The 24570-nt window shown below is 40.2% G+C and carries 24 protein-coding genes and 2 riboswitches; of the genes, 21 read left to right on the top strand and 3 right to left on the bottom strand.

Annotation, left to right across the window (positions count from 1 at the left end; genetic code table 11):
• The first annotated feature begins 177 nt into the window (after nucleotides 1-177).
• Together ACRPLY_RS00515 and ACRPLY_RS00520 are read left to right on the top strand one after the other, a co-directional pair.
• Entirely contained in the window at nucleotides 178-1881 is a 1704-nt protein-coding gene (locus tag ACRPLY_RS00515; protein ID WP_028413109.1) for an NAD-dependent malic enzyme, read from the top strand.
• A gap of 12 nt (nucleotides 1882-1893) precedes the next feature.
• Nucleotides 1894-2850 carry an AEC family transporter gene (locus tag ACRPLY_RS00520; protein ID WP_028413110.1) on the top strand — a complete coding sequence of 319 codons (957 nt, stop codon included), beginning with the start codon at nucleotides 1894-1896 and terminating at the stop codon, nucleotides 2848-2850.
• Nucleotides 2851-2897: 47 nt separating this feature from the next.
• Here ACRPLY_RS00520 and ACRPLY_RS00525 read toward each other — a convergent pair whose 3' ends face one another.
• Both ACRPLY_RS00525 and ACRPLY_RS00530 read right to left on the bottom strand, forming a co-directional pair.
• Nucleotides 2898-4076, bottom strand: a complete 1179-nt coding sequence (locus ACRPLY_RS00525; protein WP_013057328.1) for an NAD(P)/FAD-dependent oxidoreductase — start codon at nucleotides 4074-4076, stop codon at nucleotides 2898-2900.
• Nucleotides 4077-4109: 33 nt separating this feature from the next.
• A complete protein-coding gene (locus tag ACRPLY_RS00530) occupies nucleotides 4110-4562 on the bottom strand; it encodes a DUF1641 domain-containing protein (protein WP_013057327.1) in 453 nt (150 codons plus the stop codon).
• A gap of 429 nt (nucleotides 4563-4991) precedes the next feature.
• On the opposite strand from ACRPLY_RS00530, the gene ACRPLY_RS00535 reads away from it, so the two are divergent.
• From ACRPLY_RS00535 to ACRPLY_RS00550, 4 genes are all read left to right on the top strand, one after another.
• On the top strand, nucleotides 4992-5408 hold the full coding sequence (locus ACRPLY_RS00535; protein WP_028413111.1) for a hypothetical protein: 417 nt from the start codon (nucleotides 4992-4994) through the stop codon (nucleotides 5406-5408).
• Nucleotides 5405-6688: an ammonium transporter gene (locus tag ACRPLY_RS00540; protein WP_098999400.1), complete on the top strand. Its 1284-nt coding sequence runs from the start codon at nucleotides 5405-5407 to the stop codon at nucleotides 6686-6688. Before ACRPLY_RS00535 ends, ACRPLY_RS00540 begins: the two co-directional genes overlap by 4 nt.
• A gap of 134 nt (nucleotides 6689-6822) precedes the next feature.
• A complete protein-coding gene (locus tag ACRPLY_RS00545; protein WP_013057324.1) occupies nucleotides 6823-7020 on the top strand; it encodes an IDEAL domain-containing protein in 198 nt (65 codons plus the stop codon).
• A gap of 296 nt (nucleotides 7021-7316) precedes the next feature.
• Nucleotides 7317-7694 (top strand): hypothetical protein, encoded by a 378-nt coding sequence (locus ACRPLY_RS00550; protein ID WP_034269163.1) that lies wholly within the window; start codon nucleotides 7317-7319, stop codon nucleotides 7692-7694.
• 39 nt (nucleotides 7695-7733) lie between these two features.
• Here ACRPLY_RS00550 and brnQ read toward each other — a convergent pair whose 3' ends face one another.
• Nucleotides 7734-9089 (bottom strand): branched-chain amino acid transport system II carrier protein, encoded by a 1356-nt coding sequence (brnQ, locus tag ACRPLY_RS00555; RefSeq protein ID WP_049164898.1) that lies wholly within the window; start codon nucleotides 9087-9089, stop codon nucleotides 7734-7736.
• Between the two features lie 387 nt (nucleotides 9090-9476).
• Between brnQ and ACRPLY_RS00560 the strand changes: the two genes are divergently transcribed.
• The 15 genes from ACRPLY_RS00560 (at nucleotide 9477) to cobA (ending at nucleotide 24554) form a co-directional block, all read left to right on the top strand.
• Nucleotides 9477-10748, top strand: a complete 1272-nt coding sequence (locus tag ACRPLY_RS00560; protein WP_325077901.1) for a cation:dicarboxylate symporter family transporter — start codon at nucleotides 9477-9479, stop codon at nucleotides 10746-10748.
• Between the two features lie 107 nt (nucleotides 10749-10855).
• Nucleotides 10856-11893 (top strand): M42 family metallopeptidase, encoded by a 1038-nt coding sequence (locus tag ACRPLY_RS00565; protein ID WP_047750842.1) that lies wholly within the window; start codon nucleotides 10856-10858, stop codon nucleotides 11891-11893.
• Nucleotides 11894-12245: 352 nt separating this feature from the next.
• A complete protein-coding gene (locus ACRPLY_RS00570; protein WP_014459832.1) occupies nucleotides 12246-12404 on the top strand; it encodes a hypothetical protein in 159 nt (52 codons plus the stop codon).
• Nucleotides 12405-12550: 146 nt separating this feature from the next.
• A riboswitch (cobalamin riboswitch) is annotated at nucleotides 12551-12729 on the top strand.
• A gap of 118 nt (nucleotides 12730-12847) precedes the next feature.
• A riboswitch (cobalamin riboswitch) is annotated at nucleotides 12848-13027 on the top strand.
• A 101-nt stretch (nucleotides 13028-13128) separates the two neighbouring features.
• Nucleotides 13129-13509: a (2Fe-2S) ferredoxin domain-containing protein gene (locus ACRPLY_RS00575; protein WP_033579174.1), complete on the top strand. Its 381-nt coding sequence runs from the start codon at nucleotides 13129-13131 to the stop codon at nucleotides 13507-13509.
• Nucleotides 13510-13522: 13 nt separating this feature from the next.
• Complete coding sequence (cobJ, locus tag ACRPLY_RS00580) at nucleotides 13523-15145, top strand: precorrin-3B C(17)-methyltransferase (RefSeq protein ID WP_034269175.1); 1623 nt, start codon at nucleotides 13523-13525, stop codon at nucleotides 15143-15145.
• 17 nt (nucleotides 15146-15162) lie between these two features.
• The gene (locus ACRPLY_RS00585; RefSeq protein ID WP_098999417.1) at nucleotides 15163-16083 is read left to right on the top strand and encodes a sirohydrochlorin chelatase; all 921 of its coding nucleotides are present in this window, start codon (nucleotides 15163-15165) and stop codon (nucleotides 16081-16083) included.
• A complete protein-coding gene (gene cobK, locus ACRPLY_RS00590) occupies nucleotides 16080-16847 on the top strand; it encodes a precorrin-6A reductase (protein WP_033579172.1) in 768 nt (255 codons plus the stop codon). The genes ACRPLY_RS00585 and cobK overlap by 4 nt, the downstream gene beginning before the upstream one ends.
• Nucleotides 16848-16852: 5 nt before the next feature.
• Nucleotides 16853-17500, top strand: a complete 648-nt coding sequence (locus ACRPLY_RS00595) for a precorrin-8X methylmutase (protein ID WP_013083415.1) — start codon at nucleotides 16853-16855, stop codon at nucleotides 17498-17500.
• Between the two features lie 3 nt (nucleotides 17501-17503).
• Nucleotides 17504-18607 carry a cobalt-precorrin-5B (C(1))-methyltransferase gene (locus ACRPLY_RS00600; RefSeq protein WP_033579170.1) on the top strand — a complete coding sequence of 368 codons (1104 nt, stop codon included), beginning with the start codon at nucleotides 17504-17506 and terminating at the stop codon, nucleotides 18605-18607.
• Nucleotides 18597-19793, top strand: a complete 1197-nt coding sequence (locus ACRPLY_RS00605; RefSeq protein ID WP_033579169.1) for a bifunctional cobalt-precorrin-7 (C(5))-methyltransferase/cobalt-precorrin-6B (C(15))-methyltransferase — start codon at nucleotides 18597-18599, stop codon at nucleotides 19791-19793. The genes ACRPLY_RS00600 and ACRPLY_RS00605 overlap by 11 nt, the downstream gene beginning before the upstream one ends.
• A gap of 2 nt (nucleotides 19794-19795) precedes the next feature.
• Complete coding sequence (gene cobI, locus ACRPLY_RS00610) at nucleotides 19796-20497, top strand: precorrin-2 C(20)-methyltransferase (protein WP_033579168.1); 702 nt, start codon at nucleotides 19796-19798, stop codon at nucleotides 20495-20497.
• Nucleotides 20494-21270 (top strand): precorrin-4 C(11)-methyltransferase, encoded by a 777-nt coding sequence (gene cobM, locus ACRPLY_RS00615; RefSeq protein ID WP_033579167.1) that lies wholly within the window; start codon nucleotides 20494-20496, stop codon nucleotides 21268-21270. The genes cobI and cobM overlap by 4 nt, the downstream gene beginning before the upstream one ends.
• Nucleotides 21267-22391: a cobalt-precorrin 5A hydrolase gene (locus ACRPLY_RS00620; RefSeq protein ID WP_154988645.1), complete on the top strand. Its 1125-nt coding sequence runs from the start codon at nucleotides 21267-21269 to the stop codon at nucleotides 22389-22391. The genes cobM and ACRPLY_RS00620 overlap by 4 nt, the downstream gene beginning before the upstream one ends.
• 13 nt (nucleotides 22392-22404) lie before the next feature.
• Nucleotides 22405-23787 carry a cobyrinate a,c-diamide synthase gene (locus ACRPLY_RS00625; RefSeq protein WP_033579165.1) on the top strand — a complete coding sequence of 461 codons (1383 nt, stop codon included), beginning with the start codon at nucleotides 22405-22407 and terminating at the stop codon, nucleotides 23785-23787.
• Entirely contained in the window at nucleotides 23784-24554 is a 771-nt protein-coding gene (gene cobA / locus ACRPLY_RS00630; RefSeq protein WP_013057306.1) for a uroporphyrinogen-III C-methyltransferase, read from the top strand. The genes ACRPLY_RS00625 and cobA overlap by 4 nt, the downstream gene beginning before the upstream one ends.
• The last annotated feature ends 16 nt before the right edge of the window (nucleotides 24555-24570 follow it).

A 24570-nucleotide genomic window follows, 5' to 3' on the forward strand; every position in this document is an offset into this window, starting at 1 on the left:
ATTTTTTTATTGTTAGGTTGAACGTAGATTTCATTTATACCGTTTGGTCGTCTTTAGATTGGATTGATGTAGTTATGGCTCAATCTCTTTTTTGTTTTCATTAAAAATAAATGGTTAAAAATATATCTCTTTGCTGAACCTAACCCTATCTAATTGTTCAAGAAAAGAGGTAAAAACATGAGAGCGTATAAAGTAGAAAGAGATGGGTCAATTTCAACTTCACTAAAAGGAAAATCAGTTTTATCCACTTCTTATTTAAATAAAGGTTCTGCTTTTACTGAAGAAGAAAGAAAAGAGCTTCATCTGCAGGGACTTCTTCCTCCAACGGTCTTAACGTTAGAAGAGCAGGCAAAAAGAGCATATGAGCAGTTCAAAAAAGCACCGAATGATCTTCAAAAAAATAATTCGTTAAATGATCTGCATAACCGGAACGTTGTGTTGTTTTATCGTTTATTAACCGATCATTTAAGTGAAATGCTTCCCATTATTTACACGCCTACTGTAGGTCAATCTATTCAAGAATACAGCCATGAATACCATCGTCCTGACGGCTTATATTTATCCGTAAATGAAGCGGACAGATTAAGTGAGGCGATTGAAAACTTAGGGCTCGACAGCGAAGATATTGATTTGCTTGTAGTCACGGATTCAGAAAGTATTTTAGGAATTGGGGACTGGGGAGTAGGAGGGATCAATATCGCAGTTGGAAAGTTAGCGGTCTACACAGCTGCAGCAGGAATTGACCCAAGCCGCGTACTGCCTGTTGTTCTTGACATGGGGACCAATAATAAAAAGCTTCTTGAAGATCCTTTGTATTTAGGAAATCGTCATGAACGAGTAAAAGGAGAAGACTATAATCGTTTTATCGCTCAATTTGTAAAAGAAATAACGGCCAAGTTTCCTAAAGCGCTTCTTCATTGGGAGGATCTTGGGAATATTAATGCGCGTCACATTATGAAAGAATACGGAGATAAAATTTTAACATTTAATGATGATATTCAAGGAACGGGAGTAATTACTCTTGCAGCCGTTTTAACAGCCGTCCGTATTACAGGTACGCCTTTAAAAGATCAGCGGGTTGTTGTATTTGGACCGGGATCTGCTGGAATTGGGAATGCTGATCGTATTCATAGTGCGATGATGCTTGAAGGGTTATCTGAAGAAGAAGCATATGATCGTTTTTGGGCATATGATTACAGAGGTCTGTTAACGGAAGATATGGAAGATTTAGCTCCTTTTCAACAGCCGTATGTTCGCCAAAATGAAGAGATTAAAGAATGGGAAAAGGGCGATGAAAATAAAATTTCACTGTTGGAGCTTGTCAAGCAAGTGAAGCCAACGATTTTAATTGGAACATCAGGCGTCACGGATGCTTTTACCGAAGAAATTATTAAAGAAATGGCAAAGCATGTAGAGCGCCCGGTGATTATGCCGCTTTCAAACCCAACTAAACTTGCTGAAGCTGTTCCGGAAAATATTATAAAATGGACGGAAGGAAAAGCCCTTATTGCAACGGGAAGTCCATTTGAACCCGTTGAATATAACGGGCACACTTACGAAATCGGACAGGCTAATAATGCATTTGTGTTTCCAGGTCTTGGTTTAGGTGCAATTGTGGTTCGCGCTCAAAAGTTTACTGAATCTATGTTTGCAGAAGCAGCCAATGCAGTAGCGCGTATAGCAGAAACAGATACAAAAGGAGATACGCTTCTTCCAAATATTAAAGATCTTCAAAAAGTATCAAAGGCGGTTGCTGTGGCAGTTGCCGATGCTGCTGTAAAAGATAACGTAGCAACTGTTACCGAAAAAAATGTAGCTGAACTTGTAGAAGAAGCGGTATGGCAGCCTGTTTATAAACCTGTTAAGGCAAGAAATGAATGAGGTGAATGATAAATGAGCATAGGTCAAATTTTTCTCATTCTCGCGCCTATCTTTTTTGTCATTTTGCTTGGTTATTTAGCAGGGCATTTTAAAAAATTTGACAAGCAAACGTCTAAGGGGCTTAACACATTAGTAACGAAGTTTGCGCTTCCTGCACACTTATTTGTAGGTGTGACGACAACGCCAAGAAAAACACTCATAGATGAATGGCCGTTTTTAGTTGCGCTGATTTTAGGCATCGTCGGGTTTTATCTCATTATATTGCTCATCGTGAAGTATGCAGGGAAGCATACGCTAACTTCTTCTTCTATGTTTGCTCTAAACTCAGCTCAGCCAACGTTTGCTTTTATGGGCATTCCGGTACTTGGAGGCTTGTTTGGTGCAGGTGCAGTAGCGATTCCAATTGCCATCACAGGAATCGTGGTGAACGCGATTTTAGATCCGTTGGCAACGATTTTGGGAACCGTTGGCCAAAGGGGACGAAAAGAAGGGGAAGAGAAAACAAGTTTATTCAAAGTAACGGTTCATTCTATTTTGCATGGTCTATCTGAGCCTTTGGCATGCGTCCCGTTAATTGGAGTGATTTTAACGCTTTGCGGCTTTCAGTCACCTAAACTGTTACAGGATATGCTTGATCAAATTGGAAGTATCACATCCGGAGCAGCTTTGTTTGCGGTAGGAGTAACGATTGGAATTGGAAAAATTAACTTCAGTAAAGGCGCGCTCGGGATCGCTGTCTTAAAAGTAGCAGTTCAACCGATCGTTATGCTTGGAATTGCAGTATGGATAGGGTTGTCTTCAGATGAAGTGACAAAAGCTATTTTACTGGTAGCTTTTCCTGGATCTGCTGTAGCTGCGATGATTGCTTTGCGGTTTGAAAGCATGGAAAACGAAACGGCCTCTGCTTTTGTTATTAGTGCTATTTTATCGCTGGTTACGCTGCCGCTTCTTATTTCTTGGCTTATGTAAATAAAAAAAAACGAAAGAGGAATTTCCCTCTTTCGTTTTAAGACGGATTAATAAGCTAATGCGAATAATCCTTTGATATGAGATAAGTAACGAACGTTACTTGCTTCTTTCATAAGTGATGCTGGTAAACCTTTTAATTGCGTTTTGTTTCCGCCGATTGTACCAATTGCATCTTTGCGTCCAAGACTTCCTAGTGTACCAGAGAAGACAGGAACGAATGATTCCATTGCTCCGCCGCGAATAGCTACTGCTAAGTTCACGCCTACAACTTCACCCATTTGCCAAGCTAATTGAGCAGTAGGTGGGTAAGGGCGACCTTCTGGACCCATTACAACCGCTGAGTCACCAGCAAGGAATACATCTTTATGAGATGTAGATTGTAAGAATTCATTTACAAGTGCACGACCGCGGTTTACTTCGATACCTGAGTTAGCAACTACAGAGTTACCTTGAACTCCGCCAGTCCATACCATTGTTTTTGTTTCAATTTTGCTGCCGTCTTTAAGTTCAACAGTTGTAGCATCCATTTTTGTTACAGGTGTACCAGTAACAAATGTAACGCCACGTTTTGTTAAGCTTGATTGAGCACGCTCTACTAATTCAGCAGGGAAGCCTGGAAGAACTGTAGGAGCTGCTTCTACACAGTATAGAGAAATTTCTTTTGGATCCACACCGTGTTTTAGGCATAGGCTTGGCATTAAGTCAGCGTATTCACCAACAAGTTCGATACCTGTTAATCCGCCACCGCCAACTACGATTGTACCGTCAGCTTTATTTTTTGTTTTGCTGTATTCAGCGATACAAGCTTCTACGTGTGCACGTAAACGGTTTGCATCATTTACTGATTTAAGAACGAAGCTGTGCTCTTCTAAACCAGGGATACCGAAGTAAGCAGTTTCACTACCTAAAGCTGTAACAAGGTAGTCGTAGCTTAATTTTGTACCATCTTCAAGAGATACTTCACGTTGATCTGGTGAAATTTCTTTTACCGTTGCAATTTTTAAATCAACGTTGTAGTTTTTAAGTAATTTATCAAGTGGTAAAGCTACCGCTTGTTCAGAAACGCCGCCTACAGCTAGACGGTGTAATTCTGTAATGATTTGGTGAGTAGCAAAACGGTTCACTACTGTAATTTTTGCTTCATCCGCACTTAGGTGTTGGCGAGCTGTCATTGCAGTTAATAAACCACCGTAACCGCCGCCTAAAATTAAAATATGTTTTGACATAGTCGATCCTCCGTCCACACTTTTTAATGAAAATTATTTTTGTTTTTCGTTTGTAATGTCTAAATACGCTTGTGCAAAGCGGAATAGTTTTTGAGCTTGTGGATCTTTAAGCATGCGTAATAAACCGAATAAACCGATTGAATTAGAAGCATTTGCTTCTGCACGATCGTTTGCTTCGATTGCAGTAGCTGCAAGACCTTTTACTGTTCCTTCTACTGGCTCGATAAATTCTTTTACTCCACCAAGTAGATCTTCTTTTAATACGTCGTCAGTTAATAATGATTGCGCAACGTCGTAAGTTTTTGTAAGCACCGTTACCATTTCAGATAATTTTGGTAAATTATCTACAAGAACAGTAAGAGCTTCTTGTACTTCAGGCTTTAACAATTGATCTAACACATCCGCTTGACCTTTGTTAACCGCCGCTTCTGTTTGTACAGCAGCATTTTCCTCTGCAGCTGATTTTTGAATAGTTGATTGAGACATGAAAAGTCCTCCTTTGCTGGATACTGTTGCATATGTAGTTCCTAGTTATCTGCTAGACTTTCAAACTACATTGTGAAGTTGTGAAATCTTGCACATAATTCTATTTTAATTTTAATACGAGATAAAATCAACTCATTTCGTTGAAAAAATAAGTGAAGAACCTCGTAACCCTTTGTTTAATAAAAGTTTATAAAAAATAAAGCGAATAATTGCCTAGGTAAATAAAATTAAAATAGGGAACTAACATAATTCCTCTTCCTACGATAAAACAAATAACGTCATATTTCAACACATACGAACTTAATATTCTATAAGTAGTAAAAAGATAGGGCGCATTTACTATTTAAAGAGTTTTCAAAAAATTACATTGACTTACTATAGTGTTCTACATATAATCTAAATATAACATCTTATGTAAGGAGATATAACATGGTTATAGTGGATGAACTTTATCATAATGTGGTCATTACATTGCCTCAATTAAAATTAATTGAATTTATAATGAAGTTAAAAGAAGCTAAAGCACAAGAAATAGAAGATATAAAAGCGAAAATTAGTAAATACGAAGAGAAGAAACGTGCTGAAGAAGCTTGGTACCAATCACTATCACCGTTTCGTAAATTTTTTACCGGGCGTCCTTTAAGTCAGCATCAAGCGGTCGAGTATATGGTATACGTAAAGGAACGCTTTAAAAAAATTGATCACCTTAAAGCACAAATGCGAGAACTTCATGAAGTTCTTGAATTAATAAAAGCGGAAAATGAAGAAACAAGTGAAATTACGCTTTCGCCTGCTATTGTACAAGAAATAAAACGACTAAAAAGCAGTGGAGGCGTTGGGATATGAGTGTTAATGAACTAAGTTTAGGTATAAATACGACGTGGGTTGTATTAACAGCGGCGATGATTTTGCTAATGGAAGGCGGCTTTGCCTTGCTAGAGGCAGGTTTTGTCCGATATAAAAATAGCGTCAATATTATTATGAAAGTATTCGCTGATATTACAATAGGAACGCTTTGTTTCTATTTAATTGGGTTTGGATTAATGTACGGAGATGATTTAGGCGGAATCGTCGGTAAAAGCGGTTTTGCGCTCTCAGGTAATTTATCGCACCTTGACATTCCAATTGGGCTTGAAACATTTTGGCTGTTTCAATGTGCGTTTGTTATTGCGGTCATTTCTATCGTTTCTGGAGCGGTGGCAGAACGAATTAATTTCCGCGCATACCTTTTATATGCGATTTTAATGACTACATTTATTTATCCTATAGCCGGCCACTGGATTTGGGGAGGCGGATGGATTAGTAAGCTAGGAATGCTTGATTTTGCCGGTTCGGCAGTTATCCATGCTCTTGGCGGTTTTTCAGCTTTAGCAGCTGCAATAATGATTGGACCGAGAAAAGGGAAGTTCACGAAAAATGGAATTAGTTCTGTTTCTCTTCCAAGCAATTTGCCGCTTGCATCAGTTGGTGCTTTTTTATTATGGTTTGGATGGTTCGGGTTTAATGCAGGAAGTACGCTAAGTGCCACTGACGTTAGAATTGGTCACATTGCTATTGTCACAATGTTATCAGCAGCAGCAGGCGGAGCAGCTACTTTATTTTATACTTTATTTCGCTACAACCGTTCAGATGCACCTTCTGTAATAAATGGATCGCTTGCCGGACTGGTTGGCATTACGGCCGGGTGCGCTTTTGTTAACACACCATCTGCTATTTTTATTGGAGCTGTATCTGGCTTATTAATGATGGCAGCTACAAACTGGCTCGAAGCACGTCAAATCGACGATCCTGTAGGAGCTTTTCCTGTACACGCTGCTTCGGGAATATGGGGCACGTTGGCTGTGGGCTTGTTTTCTACAGACGGCGGTGTGTTTACAGGAGGGGGCTGGACGTTATTAGGTGTTCAACTTCTCGGATTAATTGCTCTATGCGCTTGGGGATTTGTTACGACGTGGATAGGGTTAAAGGTTATTTCCTTGGTGGTTCCGCTTCGATCTACGGAAGAAGAAGAAGAAGTGGGCTTAGACATCAGTTACCACGGTATCATGGCAGCTCATCAAGCTCCTGAATTTATTGAATATGAAAACTACTATGCGGAAGTAAAAGAAAAAGCCGCAGATTCGTAATAAAAGGCCGCGCCTTATAACAAAAGGGCGGCCTTTTTATGTGGAAAAAAATAGATGTAAAATACTTGGTTTAAATGATTGAAAAGTCAGAATATTTGTGTTATATTATAAAAAAGCCAAGGAGTTGATTTCTTATGAAAAAGAATTTACTTAATTCACCGCAAAAATCCAACGGAAAGGTGCTTGATGCATTATTCGCTGAGATGATTTTAGACAAGGCGATTGCAGAATTTCGTAAAGCACAGCTAAAAGAAGAAATCGACCGCACGCTATTGATGAAAAATAAAGAAGAGTTTTTAAAACTCTCATCAGAACTTAAACAAATTTCTTAATTACTTACTATACTTCACACACCATCTATTTTAGATGGTGTGTTTTATTTTTGAGACCTACTAAAAGGGATTAATTAGTAATAATTATGGACTTCCATGTACGCTTAATGGGTTTACAGGATCTCGAAACGGGGAAACCGTTCCAGAGTTCAAATTTGATAACTATTATCCACCAGCAAACGGAGCGGAACTATATCAAGTGGTAAATGAGGAAGAAGTACTTTTAGCTACCTACGTGGCAGAAGAAAAACGATTTGTACCAGCGGTTGCTAAACCAATGTAAAGGAATGTTTTTTATGATTCGAAAAGGTTTGTATGCAGCATATAATGAACGAGACTACGAATGTTATGAAACGGAAAACGGGTGTGTAAAGCTGATTAGCTATGATAAAGGCGATGTAGCAAATGGATTCATTCCATACAATGACACGACTTTTACAAAAGAAGTTCCTCGTGATGCTGTTGAAGAAGTGTTTTTTGTAGCTCCGTATGCTACTTATCAAAATGAAACGTTTGGTGTGTCAGCTGCTTCTGATGGTCAAGTGCTTTTGACCACATCTGAAAAAGAAAAAGCTGATAAATATCATTTTCAACGAACGGATAAATATCTATATGAAAAACGTGTGTTAAAGGAAGAAGTGAAGTTAACGGAGAAAAAAACTCCTTATTCATAAGACGCCAAAATAAAAAGAGGATGCACTCGCATCCTCTTTTTATTTAATCAATTTTCTTGAAGTGTTTCTGTTCGTATTATCATTTGTACGAAGGAAGGTAATGCCAAGACCGATTAATCCTCCTACAATAGCAGGAACTACCCAGCCGAGACCCACTCCATACATAGGTAGAATCGATGTAAACAGATCGTTTACTGCGGCAATTTTGAATCCAGCAGCATTTAAGCCATCAAATAAACTAACGATAAACGTGAACAGAAGGCTTACTTGGTAAACTTCAGAACGTCCTTTAAATAAAGGATGTAAGAATGTTAAAGCAATTAACACAATAGCTAACGGATAAATAGCTGTTAAGACTGGAACCGAAATAGCGATTAATTCCGTTAGGCCAAAATTTGCTACAACGGCACTGAAAGCTGATAAAATGACAGCAATCAACTTATAAGAGACCTTTGGAAACAGCTTATGGAAAAAAGATGAACAAGATGTTACAAGACCTACACTTGTTGTTAAACAAGCAACGGTAATCATCAGACCTAAAAGAATTCCTCCGTAAGAGCCAAAGTAGTAATTTGATACTTCAGCCAAAACCGTACCTCCGTTATCAAGACGTCCAAGCTCTGATACGCTTGAAGCACCCATATAGGACAATGCGCTATAAATAAGAGCTAAAATAACGGCAGCGATAGCCGTAGCTTTTGCACAAATTGTAATAATTTGTCGGTTGGTTTTTGCCCCTTTTTCTTTAATTGCATTAATAATAATAATTCCAAAAACAAATGATGCTAATGTATCCATTGTTAAGTAGCCTTCTTGGAAGCCTTTGAAAAATGAGTGTGTTGTATAAGCTTCGCTTGGTGCTTCGAACTTTCCAATTGGGTTCACAACGGCTACAACTACCAATATTCCAATAAACGTTAATTTAATAGGTGTTAAAACTTTTCCTACTAAATCGACAATTTTCGCAGGATTTAGCGAAAAAAAGCACGTAATCGTAAAGAAAATTACCGTGAAAATGATAAGGGGAAGGTGACCTGAATTTTCTGATAAAAAAGGCTTAACGCCAATTTCAAACGAAACACTTCCCGTTCTTGGCATTGCAAAAAGCGGTCCGATTGCCAAGTATAAAATCGTAGTAAAGATAATACCGAAAGCTGGGTGTACGCGACTAGCTAAAGACTGCAGATCCTCTTTTCCGGAAAAACCAAATGCGAGAACGCCTAGCAGAGGCAGACCTACACCCGTTACTAAAAATCCAGCATTTGCTGACCAAATATTGCTTCCAGCAGACTGACCTAACATTGCAGGGAAAATTAAATTACCTGCGCCGAAGAATAGGGCAAAAAGCATAAAGCCAATAACCACTATAAATGAAAAAGGAACTTTGTTTGACACATTAAAACCTCCAAAATTATAAATGCTTTTTATTATCGTGTTGAATAATTAAAATTTTCAGAATTTTATATTCGAATAATAAAAATAAACATGTATCGTATTATACTAACCTAAAATGCATATTTCAATATAAAATTTTATTTTTTTTATTTATTCGCTGAAATAGCAAAAATAGAAAAATACTTAGCAAAAAAATCTCAGTGTACAACAATTATTTGATATGATAAAACAGAACCGTGGCTTTTAAAAATTTGCATGTGCGGCCTTACATCCTTATTAGTAAAGAACTGTTTACATAAGGTGCTGTAAGGATGTATATTTATACACGGTTCGTTGAACCGCATATGCTCGATGGGTGAAAGTCAACTGTGCGAAAGGAGCAAGAAAGTGAAAAGGTTAGGTCTAGCAACTCAGATTCTAATTGGACTGATCTTAGGCGTAGCTGTAGGTGCTATCTTTTACGGAAGCGATACGGCCATTTCTATTTTACAGCCAATTGGAGACATATTTATTCATTTAATTAAGATGATTGTCGTACCGATCGTGATTTCAGCATTAATCGTAGCGGTCGCAGGAGTAGGCGATATCAAAAAATTAGGTAAGCTTGGCGGAAAAACAATTCTTTATTTTGAAATTGTTACAACCATTGCGATTGTAGTGGGGATTATTGCCGCGAACTTATTCCACCCTGGTGCAGGGGTTGATATGGGACATATTGAAAAAAGCGATATTTCTCAATATGAGGCAACGGCAAAAACGTCTGAAAGTACAGGGATTGCTCAGGAGCTTCTTCATATTGTTCCGACAAACGTCTTTCAGTCGGTAGCAGAAGGCGATCTTTTACCAATCATTTTATTTTCCGTACTGTTTGGTGTAGGCGTAGCTTCGATTGGACAGAGAGGAAAACCTGTTTTAGCCTTTTTTGAAGGCGTCTTGGATGCAATGTTTTGGGTAACTAATTTGGTGATGAAATTTGCTCCACTAGGTGTATTTGCACTTATTGGTGTTAATATTATAAAGTTTGGTGTCGGATCACTTATTCCATTAGGGAAATTAGTGTTCGCCGTTTACTTCACCATGATTTTCTTTGTGCTTGTGGTTCTTGGAATTATTGCTAAAATGGCTGGAACAAGCATGTTTACGCTCATAAAAGTGTTAAAAGACGAGCTGCTTCTTGCTTTTACAACAGCAAGTTCAGAAGCCGTTTTACCATCTCTTATCAAAAAGATGGAAGACTTCGGTTGTTCTAAATCGGTTACATCGTTTGTTATTCCAACAGGCTACACGTTTAATTTAGATGGTTCAACCATTTATCAGGCGCTGGCATCGCTGTTTATTGCTCAAATGTACGGCATTGACCTTTCCATTATGGATCAAATTCAGCTCCTTCTTGTGCTAATGTTAACCTCAAAAGGGATGGCTGGTGTACCAGGGGCATCGTTTGTAGTTGTACTTGCTACGCTTGAATCTATGGGCTTCCCTCTTGAAGGCATGGCATTTATTGCAGGAATTGACCGCATTCTTGATATGATGCGTACCACAGTTAACGTAGTAGGAAATGCTTTAGCTGCAATTGTAATGTCCAAGTCTGAAGGCGAGTTTGATAAGCAAAAATCATTAAATTACACAAATGAATTAAAGAAATCAAACATAGCTTAAAACAAAAAAGCCGGGCAGCTGCCTGGCTTTTTTGTTTGGAGCTGCCTGTTATCTTTTTTGAAACATATGGTAAAATAAAAGAAATGAGAGACAAAGGAAGTGTCATAATGACGGAAACTGTTCAGTTAATTAAAAAGCTTGTTTCGATTCCCAGTCCTTCTGGAAATACAGAAAAGGTGATTTCATTTGTCGAAGACTATGTAAAAGAGCTAAATATTCAAACGTATCGCAATCGAAAAGGAGGCTTAGTCGCTACTATTCCCGGTAAAGATACGGATCATCACCGCATGCTGACGGCTCATGTCGATACATTAGGTGCTATGGTAAAAGAAATCAAACCGAGTGGACGTCTGAAAATCGACTTGATTGGAGGGTTCCGCTACAATTCCATTGAAGGAGAATATTGTGAAATCGAAACGTCAGCAGGAGAAGTATTTACAGGGACCATCCTTATGCATCAAACATCTGTTCATGTGTATAAAGATGCAGGTAAAGCTGAGCGAAATCAAGATAATATAGAAATTCGATTGGATGAAAAAGTACATAGCGCAGAAGATGTTCGCAGTCTTGGAATTGAAGTCGGCGACTTTGTTTCGTTTGATCCTCGTGTAGAAATAACAAAAAGCGGTTTTATTAAATCTCGTCATCTCGATGATAAAGCAAGCGTAGCTTTATTGCTTCAGCTCATGAAAACAATTCAAGAAGAGCAGATCGAACTGCCATACACTACGCACTTTCTTATTTCAAATAATGAAGAAATTGGATACGGAGGAAATTCTAATATTACGCCTCAAACGGTAGAATACTTAGCGGTTGATATGGGTGCCATGGGAGATGGACAATCTACTGATGAATACACCGTGTCTATTTGTGTAAAAGATTCAAGCGGCCCATATCATTACGGTTTGAGAAAGCATTTGGTGGAGCTAGCTAAGCAGCATGATATTCAGTACAAATTAGATATTTATCCGTTTTACGGATCAGATGCTTCTGCTGCTATTCGTGCCGGGCATGACATCGTACACGGCTTAATTGGTCCAGGAATTGATTCTTCTCATGCGTTTGAGAGAACGCATCAAGATTCATTAAACCATACGTACAAGCTTCTTTACCACTATGTGCAATCGAACATGGTTCTGCTTTAAGAAAGGAATATTTAATTAGTGTATTTTTATGCAAAACAAAGAGCAGGACGGGACTGTGATGTCTGTACTTTCCTTTCCTAAAAAAGAAGCCGGCTGTCCGGCTTCTTTTTTTAATAAATACTATATATTTTTTTACTGGTGAAGCAACAGTTGGTAAAAAAAGCACCTTTTTTAAAGAGGTATAATACGGCTTAAACCTTTTGTACATTTTGTTCATTTACAGAAGTTAAAATGTTTTTAAATTTTTAAAAGTTTCTTGTGACAAGTTTTGTAGAATGGGTTTTCAAAAGGATATGGTTTCGTCATAATGTGGATATAGCGATCACTACAATAATCGGAGGCGAATCTTTTCATGTGGGTACTGACGGTATATGCTGGAAAAGAAATGAAAATGTTTGAATTTGAAACTGAAACGCAGGCGAGAGAAGCTTTTGCAAAAACAAATGGCTGTAAAGTTCTTTCAGAAGTCGTGTATTATAATGATCCTCATTTAACATTAGTAGCTATATAATGAAAAAACAAGAGCTGACTTTATGCTCTTGTTTTTTCATAGCTTCTTGTATCTTACGAAAAGAATAGAGTTGAAATAAAAAAAAATGTACGCTATGATATGGTAGTTACTTCTATTATTCTGATAGTTTAAAAGGTTCATATATATCAAACAGCAACAGTAAAGATGCCAAGAAGGCTTAATAGGGAAACTGGTGAAAGACCAGTACTGCCCCCGCAACTGTAAGTGTGGACGAACGAGTATAACCACTGTGGAAAAATCACGGGAAGGTTCTCAAGTAGAATGATACACAAGTCAGGAGACCTGTCTTTATTGTGAAGTTTCTATTTCTCCGGGGAGCGGGAAGGGAAACGTTGGCTTAAAGTGGCATTCGTGTACACTTTTATTCTGACGTTTTACCCGCTCGCATATTAGCGAAGCGGGTTTTTCTCGTAGCACAAAACTACATATCGTGCAAAAAAGGTGCGCAATGTTCACATTGCGTTAAATGGGAAGTCTGGTGTGAAGCCAGCGCGGTACCCGCCACTGTGAAGAGGAGCTGATTGCATATGCCACTGTATTCGGGAAGGCGCAATCAAGTGATGAATCGAAGTCAGGAAACCAGCCTTTTTCTAATGCGAAGCTTACCCTACGGGATATAGGTGGAAGTGCAAAAACTTAGTTTGAATTTTTCTGCGCCTCTATCATTGATAGAGGCGTTTTTTTAGTAAAGGAGCGAATAAGTGTGACGACGTGGAACTTAAATGGAACAAAACATCACGTATTGATTTGTAATGGAAGCAGCTGTATGAGAAAAGGTGGAGAAGAAGCCACGCAAGCTATTCGAAATAAAGTGACTGAACTGAATCTAGATGAAGCGGTTCACACAACCCGTACGCGCTGTAACGGAAGATGCAAAGATGCTCCTGTAGCTATCGTGTACCCTTCAGGAGATTGGTACAAGCAGGTCACTGAAAACGTAGCTCATCGAATTGTTGAAGAACATTTAGCAGGAGGCTGCAGTATAAAGGAATCACTTATTTATGAATATGATCAAAACGGTTTTGTTTCTCCGGAAAAGAGTGACTCCATAGAAGGAATTGACAAAGTAAAAAGTAACGCATAAAGGAGGAGCTAGCATGAAAGGTAAACTGTTAGTTATTGGATTCGGCCCAGGAAGCTTTGAACATATTACACAGCGAGCAAGAGAAGCCATTCAAGAAAGTGATATGATCATTGGTTATAAAACCTATGTGGAATTAATTCAAGGACTATTAACGAATCAGCAAATTATTAGTACAGGAATGACCGAAGAAGTAAGCCGTGCACAAGAAGCCGTAAAGCAAGCTGAAGCGGGAAAAACCGTGGCGGTCATTTCAAGCGGAGATGCAGGAGTATACGGAATGGCCGGCCTTGTGTATGAAGTGTTGATTGAAAAAGGATGGAAAAAAGAAACGGGCGTAGAGCTGGAAGTGATTCCTGGCATTTCGGCTATTAATTCATGCGCATCCCTCCTTGGGGCGCCCGTGATGCATGATGCCTGTACGATTAGTTTAAGTGACCACCTTACGCCTTGGGAGTTAATCGAAAAACGAATCGAAGCAGCTGCACAAGCAGATTTTGTAGTAGCTTTTTATAATCCGAAAAGCGGAAGACGCACAAGACAAATTGTGGAAGCGCAAAGGATTTTATTAAAATACCGTTCCCCCGATACGCCTGTTGGTCTTGTGAAAAGCGCTTATCGTGACCGTGAAGAAGTGGTAATGACCAATTTAAAAGACATGTTAAATCATGAAATAGGCATGCTGACTACCGTTGTTGTCGGAAATTCATCTACGTTCTTTTACGATGACTTAATGATTACACCGCGCGGGTATCAGCGTAAATATACCCTCAACCAAACAGAGCAGCCGCTAAGACCGCATCAGCGACTTCGAAAAGAAGCAGAACCATGGGCTCTTGATCAAGAGGAGACTGTAAAGCAAACGGCTTCAGCTATTGAAGATGTTCAGAACACAAAAGAAGAAAAAGCAGCTTCACGAGCTCTGGCAGAAGAAGCGCTTCAAGCAATTTTAGGTGAAACTACTTCACCGGTCGTACACCAGCCAATTGAGTCTATTTTTGAAGTGGCAGTTAGTCCAGGGCTTGCAAATAAGAAGTTTACGCCCGTTCAAATGACAACACTAGCAGAAGTTGTTGGTGAAAAAGGTACGATGGAGTATACGCCTGACCATCAAATCAAACTGCAAATTCCAACGGCTCAGCCAGATGTGATTATTAAAAAGCTCCAATCAGCTTCCTTTTTACTATCTCCAGTCGGAGACGTGTTTACAATTAAAGCGTGTGATTTTTGTGATGGAGAAAAAAGTGACGCCATCCCGCATACGGAACAATTACAAAAGCGTCTCGGTGGAATGGACATGCCAAAAGAGCTGAAGCTTGGTATTAATGGATGCGGTATGGCCTGTTACGGTGCTGTTCAAGAAGATATCGGCATTGTCTACAGAAAAGGTGCGTTTGACTTATTTTTAGGGGCTAAAACGGTTGGACGAAACGCCCATTCAGGTCAAATTGTGGCGGAAGGCATAGCGCCCGATGACATTGTTGAAATAGTGGAGAACATTGTCCATGAATATAAAGAAAAAGGTCATCCAAATGAGCGGTTTCATAAATTCTTTAAGCGTGTGAAGAATGTTTATGGATTCGACTATCAAGATATAACACCAAAAATAAAAGTAGAACCAGCTCCGTGTGGAGATTAAAAATGGGAGGGCATTATATGAAATCAGTTTTATTTGTCGGTCATGGAAGTAGAGATCCTGAAGGGAACGATCAAATTCGCGAGTTTATCTCGACTATGAAGCATGATTGGGACCCATCTATTTTAGTAGAAACGTGTTTTCTAGAGTTTGAACGTCCGAATGTAAGTCAAGGCATTGATACATGTGTGGCAAAAGGAGCGACAGATGTAGTTGTAGTTCCAATTATGCTCTTGCCAGCTGGCCACTCAAAAATACATATTCCGGCGGCTATAGATGAAGCTAAGGAAAAATATCCACACGTAAACTTCGTGTACGGACGTCCCATTGGCGTTCATGAAGAAGCCCTTGAAATTTTAAAAACGAGATTACAAGAATCAGGAGAAAATTTAGAAACTCCAGCTGAAGACACGGCTGTTATTGTCTTAGGGCGAGGAGGAAGCGATCCTGATGCAAACAGTGATTTATATAAAATTACGCGCCTTCTTTGGGAAAAAACAAACTACAAAATCGTCGAAACTTCTTTTATGGGCGTGACCGCTCCATTGATTGATGAAGGAGTGGAACGATGTTTAAAACTGGGCGCTAAAAAAGTGGTTATTCTCCCGTATTTCTTATTTACAGGAGTACTAATTAAGCGTTTGGAAGAAATGGTGAAGCAGTATAAAATGCAGCATGAAAACATTGAGTTTAAGCTAGCCGGCTATTTCGGTTTTCATCCAAAACTGCAGACAATTTTAAAAGAACGTGCTGAAGAAGGATTAGAAGGCGAAGTGAAAATGAACTGCGATACATGTCAATATCGCCTCGGCATTATGGAGCATATTGATCACCATCATCATCACGATCATGATCACGGGCACCATCACCACGATCACCATCACCACGATCACCATCATGACCATCACCACCATGAAGATAAGGTCGGCGAGTTAAAATGATTTTATTGTTAGCGGGAACTAGCGATGCACGTGCATTAGCTGTTCAAGTGAAAAAAGAAGGTTACGACGTTACGGCGACGGTTGTAACCGACAATGCAGCAATCGAATTACAGCGAGCAGAAGTGAAAGTGAAAATTGGACGTCTCACACAAGAAGATATGATGACTTTTATAAACGAACATGGTGTAAAAGCTATTGTGGATGCAAGTCACCCCTTTGCCGAAGAAGCATCTAAAAACGCCATCGGTGCGGCTGCTGAAACATCGATTCCTTACATACGCTATGAGCGGGCTTCGCAGGCTTTTACCTACGACAATATGACGATGGTTTCTACGTATGAAGAAGCAGCTGAAGTAGCAGCTGAGAAAAAAGGAGTTATTATGCTGACAACAGGCAGCAAGACGCTGCAGGTTTTTACAGAAAAGCTCCTTCCTCTTTCAGATGTACGGCTTGTTGCTCGTATGCTTCCAAGGCTGGATAATATGGAAAAGTGTCAGCAGTTAGGATTGCCGCAAAAAAATATTATTGCTATTCAAGGTCCGTTTACAAAAGAGTTTGATCAAGCACTGTATAAGCAATACGGAGTGACGGTCATGGTCACAAAAGAAAGCGGAAAAGTTGGATCTGTGGATGAAAAAGTGGAAGCAGCTAAAGAGTTAGGCTTAGATATCATTATGATTGGGCGACCGAAAATTGAGTATGGGACCGTGTATTCCACGTTTGAAGAAGTGGTTCATGCTTTAGTAAACCAAACTAGGAGTTGATTGAGATGGATTTTCGTACAGAATTTAAACCGTTAACTGTTCAGCCTCAGCAAATTGAAGGAAAAAGTTTTGAAATGATTACAGAAGAGCTTGGACCTCATCCGTTTACAGATGAACAGTACCCAATTGTTCAGCGGGTAATTCACGCGTCTGCAGACTTTGAGCTTGGACGCAGCATGCTGTTTCATCCAGATGCGATTCAAGCAGGAATTAAAGCCATTCGCAGCGGCAAGCAAGTGGTTGCAGATGTACAAATGGTGCAAGTAGGAACAAACAAGCAGCGAATTGAAAAACACGGCGGTGAAATCAAAGTTTATATTTCAGATCCGGACGTAATGGAAGAAGCAAAGCGCTTAAATACAACGCGTGCAATTATTTCTATGCGAAAAGCAATTAAAGAAGCAGACGGCGGGATTTTTGCAATTGGGAACGCACCGACAGCGTTACTTGAGTTAATTCGTTTGATTAAAGAAGGAGAAGCGAAGCCTGGACTTGTTATTGGTCTGCCGGTAGGGTTTGTTTCAGCGGCTGAATCGAAAGAAGAACTTGCCAAACTTGACGTGCCGTTTATTACAAACATCGGGCGAAAAGGCGGCAGTACGGTAACGGTTGCTGCATTAAATGCAATTTCAATTCTTGCAGATCAGGTGTAACACATGAAGGAAGTACCAAAAGAACCTAAGAAACTCAGAGAAGGCTATACGACGGGCGCTTGTGCAACGGCAGCTACGAGAGCAGCTCTGCTTACGCTAATTTCAGGAGAAGTGCAAGAGGAGTCAACGATTTACTTACCTGTTGGTCGCTTTGCTACGTTTCATCTTGAAGAATGCGAGTATCGCACAAGCAGCGCTGTAGCCAGCATCATTAAAGATGCTGGAGATGATCCCGATGCCACGCACGGAGCGCTGATTATTTCTGAAGTTTCGTGGTGTAATGGTGCAGACATTATCATTGATGGAGGAGTGGGAGTAGGGCGTGTGACAAAGCCCGGTCTCCCAGTTCCTGTCGGTGAAGCAGCCATTAACCCTGTGCCAAGAAAGATGCTGAAAGAAACGGCTGAACAGCTTCTAGCCCAATACAACATACAAAAAGGCGTTAAGATTGTCATCTCGGTTCCTGAAGGAGAAGAAATGGCGAAAAAGACATTAAATGCGCGTCTAGGTATTTTAGGAGGCATTTCGATACTGGGGACGCGGGGAATTGTTGTTCCGTTCTCAACAGCTGCTTATAAAGCAAGTATCGTGCAGGCCATTAGCGTTGCTAAAGCGAGTAATTGTGAGCACGTTGTCATTACGACAGGGGGACGAAGCGAAAAATATGGAATGAAACAGTTCCCAGAACTTCCGGAAGAAGCATTTATCGAAATGGGAGATTTTGTTGGATTTACGTTAAAACAATGTAAAAAGCAAGGAATGAAAAAAGTGTCGCTCGTAGGCATGATGGGAAAGTTTTCAAAAGTCGCGCAAGGCGTTATGATGGTTCATTCAAAAAGTGCACCTATTGATTTTAATTTTTTAGCAAAAGCAGCTTCTGAGTCAGGCGCTTCTGCTGAACTGGTAGAGGAAATAAAAGGCGCAAACACAGCTTCTCAAGTGGGAGATTTAATGACGCAAAGCGGTCATCATCAGTTTTTCGAAAAACTGTGCGAGTACTGCTGTTTATCAGCATTAAAGGAAGTAGGGGACGGAATCGATGTCGATACGTCTCTTTACACATTAAAAGGAGATTTTTTAGGACAGGCGGTGCAACATGGCAATTAAAATTATTGGAATTGGTGACGACGGGAAGTTAAGTCTACTTCCTATGTATGAACAGTGGGTGTATGAAAGTGATGTGCTAATTGGAGGAAAGCGTCACCTTGACTTTTTTCAAGATTTCGAAGGAGAAAAAGTAGCCATTGAAGGAGGTCTTTCTTCCCTTGTTGAACGTTTAAAAAACGAAGAAGGAAATGCGGTTGTGTTAGCCTCAGGCGATCCGTTATTTTACGGAATTGGAAGCTATCTTTCTGCGAAGCTAGACGTTGAAATATATCCTTATTTAAGTTCTATTCAGCTTGCATTCTCACGTCTAAAAGAGCGATGGCAAGACGCTTATTTTACAAGCGTGCACGGCAGAAGTATAAAAGGGCTGGCTCAGCGCATTGACGGTTATAAAAAAGTGGCGATTTTAACCGATGAGCAAAATTCTCCTAGTGCTCTGGCAAACTACTTGTTATCATTCGGCATGACAGAATACAAGATGTTTGTGGCAGAGAATCTAGGTGGAGAGGCGGAGCGCTGTCAGCTGCTTTCGCTGGAAGAGGCGGCGAATCAACTCTTTTCTCCGCTTAATGTCGTGATATTAAAACAGGTAGAAAAAAGTCCAGTCTGGCCTCTCGGAATAGAGGACGATGAATTTATTCAACGCAAGCCGGACAAGGGACTTATTACTAAAAAAGAAGTTCGTACACTTAGTATTAGTGCCCTGCAGCTAAAGAGAGACAGCGTCGTATGGGATATCGGAACATGTACAGGTTCAGTCGCGATTGAAGCAGCTAAAATTGCGCGTGAAGGACAAATTTTTGCTGTGGAAAAAAACGAAGCAGACTTGGAAAACTGCAGGGGAAATCTAGCGAAATTTCGAGTAGATGCCCATACTGTGCACGGAAAAGCACCGGAAGGGTTAGGTGAGTTTGCTGATCCTGATGCGGTGTTTATTGGAGGGACAGCAGGAGGCATGGAAACCATTTTAGACGTGTGCTGCAGCCGATTAAATTCAGGAGGGCGCATCGTATTAAATGCCGTAACGATTGAAAATTTGGCAGAAGCGATGAAAGCTTTTAAAGAGCGAGGATTTGAGACTGCTGTTACCCTTGCACAAGTTTCAAGAAGCAAGCCCATTTTACACTTAACACGATTTGACGCTTTAAACCCCATTTATATTATTACAGCCAAAAGAGGAGAATGAACATGATTGGAACATTGTACGGACTTGGAGTTGGACCAGGAGATCCAGAATTGATTACAGTAAAAGCATTTCGTAAATTAAAAGAATCACCCGTTATTGCGTACCCAAAAAAGCAAAAAGGAAGCAAAAGCTATGCCCAAAAAATTATTGATGTCTATTTCAGTGCAAATGAAAAAGATATGCTGGGCCTTGTGTTTCCAATGACAAAAGATCCTGCTATTTTAGAGAAAAAATGGACCGAAACAGTGGAACGAGTATGGGAAAAGCTCCAGGAGGGAAAAGATGTAGCATTTGTGACAGAGGGAGATCCTATGCTTTATAGCACGTTTATTCACATGATGCGCCTGATGCAAGAACGTCACCCTCAAGCTCCTATTCAAGTAATTCCTGGTATTTCATCTATTAACGGGGCTGCGTCTCGCTTAGGCATTCCATTAGCAGACGGTGATGAACATGTGGCCATTGTTCCTGCTCGTGAAGATTATGAAACAATGAAAAAAGTATTGGTGGAAAACGACTGCGTTATTTTTATTAAAGTGGCTAAAGTCATCGATTTTATGGTCGGTCTTTTAAAAGAGCTTGATCTGCTTGAAAAAGCATCGGTGGTAACAAAAGTAACGTCAGATGAAGAAATTATTTGGAAAGCTTCAGAACTAGAAGGAGCCGATTTACAATACTTAACGCTAATGGTGGTGCGAAAATGAAGTTATACATAATCGGAGCTGGACCCGGAGATCCAGATTTAATTACCGTAAAAGGCTTAAAATTACTTCAGCAGGCAGATGTTGTTTTATACGCTGACTCACTAGTAAGTGAAGAGCTAGTTGCTAAGTCTAAACCAGGAGCTGAAGTGTTAAAAACAGCTGGTATGCATTTAGAAGAAATGGTCAGTACGATGCTTGATCGCATGCGTGAAGGAAAAATGGTTGTAAGAGTTCATACCGGAGATCCGGCTATGTACGGAGCCATTATGGAACAAATGGTGCTTTTAAAAAGAGAAGGCGTTGATATTGAAATTGTTCCGGGAGTCAGCTCCGTATTTGCTGCAGCAGCAGCGGCTGAAGCAGAATTAACCATTCCAGATTTGACTCAAACGGTTATTTTAACTCGTGCTGAAGGAAGAACGCCTGTACCTGAGTTTGAAAAATTAACTGATTTAGCAAAACATAAATGTACCATTGCTTTATTTTTAAGTGCGACGCTCACAAAAAAAGTAATGAAAGAATTTATAAGCGCCGGTTGGAGTGAGGACACGCCGGTTGTAGTAGTCTATAAAGCAACGTGGCCAGATGAAAAAATTGTTCGCACGACGGTAAAAGACCTGGATGATGCTATGCGAACAAACGGCATTCGTAAGCAGGCGATGATTTTGGCAGGCTGGGCCCTTGACCCCCACATTCATGACAAAGATTATCGATCAAAACTTTATGATAAAACATTTACCCATGGCTTTCGAAGAGGAGTGAAGTCGGAATGATTCAACTCCAAGAAGGAAAAAAAGCTCTCATTACACAGCGCGGGGATTATGCTGTCGTGGCCATCACGAAGCATGGCGTAGAAATTGCAAGAAATCTAGGCCGCACTTTTCAGCAGTCCGATGTGTATTACATGAGCAAGTTTGAAAAAGGAGACGAAAGAGAACAGAACATTCAGCTGTTTTCAGGAAGCGTGCGGATGCTCTTGCCTTCTCTTTTTGAATCGTATAAAGGACTTATTATTATTATTTCACTGGGAGCAGTTGTACGTATGATTGCCCCTATTTTAAAAGATAAGAAAACGGATCCTGCGGTTGTTGTGATTGATGATAAAGGCGAAAATGTGATCAGCGTGCTTTCAGGTCATATCGGAGGAGCAAATGAGCTTACGCGTGAAGTTGCGGCAGCTCTTGAGGCCCATCCTGTTATTACAACAGCATCTGATGTTCAAAAAACGATTCCCGTTGATTTATTTGGAAAGCGTTTTGGCTGGGTATGGGAATCCGCAGAAAAGCTAACGCCTGTCAGCGCTTCTGTGGTAAATGAAGAAGAAATAGCAGTGGTTCAAGAATCAGGTGAAAAGGGCTGGTGGCACTATGATCATCCTGTTCCAGCTAACATTAAAACGTACTCATCGATTCAGACAGCTCTCGAAGCATCGCCACATGCAGCCTTGGTCGTAACGCATCGCAATTTAAAAAAAGAAGAAGAAGCGATCTTAGAAAACGGTGTTCTTTACCGTCCAAAAGTACTGGCGATTGGGATGGGGTGCAACAGAGGAACAAGCGCAGCGGAAATTGAAACCGTTATTGAAAAAACGCTTGCTGAACTTCAGTTTTCAATGAAAAGTGTAAAAGCATTATGTACAATAGAGTTAAAGAAAGATGAAGAAGGGCTGCTAGAAGTGGCGTCTAAGTACGGCTGGGAGTTTGTCTATTATTCGCCCCAAGAGCTAAACAGCATAAGTATAGAACAGCCTTCCGATACAGTCTTTAAATATACAGGTGCATATGGCGTCAGTGAACCTGCTGCTATGTTATACAGCGGTGCTGATACGCTTGAACTTGTGAAGAAAAAGTCAGGGAATGTCACCATTTCAGTGGCGCTTATTCCATATGACTAAAGGAGAGAACAACATGTCAAACAGAAGACTCGTCATTGCCGGTACCGGAAGTGGCGTAGGGAAAACAACACTTACAATTGGGCTGATGGCGGCATTAAAACAAGCTGGTTATAGAGTTCAAGGGTTTAAATGCGGACCCGATTATATTGATCCAACGTATCATACGGCTGTTACAGAACGAGCGTCTCGTAATATAGACAGCTGGATGCTTGAACACGATATGGTTAGGGAAATTGTAGCTCGAGCTAGTGAAGACGCTGATATTTCCATCATGGAAGGAGTTATGGGATTTTTTGATGGGAAAAATCCGTTAACGAACGAAGGGACAACAGCAGAAATCAGCTTAATCACCAATAGTCCTGTCCTTTTAGTTGTCAATTGTGCTAGTATGGCTAGAAGTGCAGCGGCAATTGTAAAAGGGTTTCAGCAATTTTTACCGGAAGCGAACATTGTCGGTGTAATTGCTAACCGAGTTGGAAGTGAAGGGCATTATAAACTTGTTAAGGCAGCGATTGAGCAGGAATGTCATATCCCTGTAGTAGGCTACTTGAAAAGAAACGATGATCTTACGATTCCTGAACGTCACCTCGGGCTGATCCCGTCGATTGAACGAGGAGAATTAACACCGTTTTTTGAACAGTTAGGGCAGCTTGTTCATGATACAATTGATATTGAAAAAGTATATGAACTGGCTTTAGCTCCTAAAATAGAAATTAATGATCCTATCTTTACAAAGCCGTCCGTACCTCAAGTGAAAATTGCTGTGGCAAGAGATGCCGCTTTTAACTTTTATTATGAAGAAAATTTCGAATTGTTAAAAGCTTACGGAGCAGAGCTTGTAGAATTTTCGCCTTTAAAAGGAGAGACGGTTCCGCAAGATGCTGATGGCCTTTACATAGGAGGCGGATTTCCAGAAGAATTTGCTGAAACGCTGGCTCAGCAAATTGACGTTAAAAATTCTGTTCGAGCAGCCATCGAAAAAGGGATTCCTACACTTGCTGAGTGCGGAGGCTTTATGTTTTTAACAGATGCTATTGTCACAACAGATGATACATGCCATGAAATGGTGGGGCTTATTCCCGGACAAGTAAGAATGCAGACAAAATTGGCTGCTTTAGGGTACCGAGAAGTGACGGGAAAGCCAGGGAATTTTTTATTTAAAGGCGATATACAAGCTAAAGGCCATGAATTTCATTATTCAACCTTTCATTCAGAGAAAGAGTTTTCGCCTGCCTATGATACAAAAGGGATGCGAGGAATGAAAGAAGAAGGCTATATGAACAATAATTTAATTGCCGGCTATACGCACTTTCATTTCGGCTCTTCTACGAAGATGGTAGAAAACTGGGTGGAACAGTGTAAAGCGGTAAAAAAAGAAAGAAGAGATGCCGTGTGACAGTTGGAAAAGTATATTTAGTAGGAGCCGGACCAGGAGATCCGAAGCTAATAACCGTATATGGAATGGAGTGTATTCAAGAGGCGGATGTCATTTTATATGATCGCTTAGCTAATGAACAGTTATTAAACTATGCTAAAAAAGACGCGGAGCTTATTTTTTGCGGGAAATTACCGGGCAAGCACGGAGTCATCCAAGATCGTATTCACGAACTGCTTGTTGAAAAAGCACTTCAAGGAAAAGTAGTGACGCGCTTAAAAGGAGGCGATCCTTTTGTGTTTGGCCGCGGAGCAGAGGAAGCTGAAGTACTTGCTACTCAAGGAATTCCTTACGAAGTCGTGCCTGGTATCACGTCAGGAATTGCAGCTCCAGCTTATGCAGGAATTCCTGTTACCCACAGAGATCATGCCACTTCTTTTGCGATTGTAACGGGACATGGAAGAGAAGAAAAAGGAAAAGATTATTTAAACTGGTCAGCGCTTGCTCAAGGAATAGATACAATTGCGTTTTATATGGGCGTTGGAAATTTACCTCATATATGCAAGCAGTTGATGGACCATGGACGAGATAAACATACGCCAGTAGCGCTTGTTCAATGGGGAACGACGAAGTATCAGCGCACCGTAACGGGAACGCTTGCCACAATCGAAGAAATAGCAAAAAAAGCAGAAATTGCTCATCCTGCCATCGTGCTTGTAGGTGAAGTAGTGACAATTAGAGAAAAAATAAAATGGTTTGAAGAAAGAGCGGAAAATATTCTGCTTTAACGTTAAAAGGAGGAGA

It is taken from the genome of Priestia sp. TGN 0903, assembly GCF_050846855.1.
In the GTDB taxonomy this organism is placed as follows: Bacteria; Bacillota; Bacilli; order Bacillales; family Bacillaceae_H; genus Priestia; species Priestia zanthoxyli.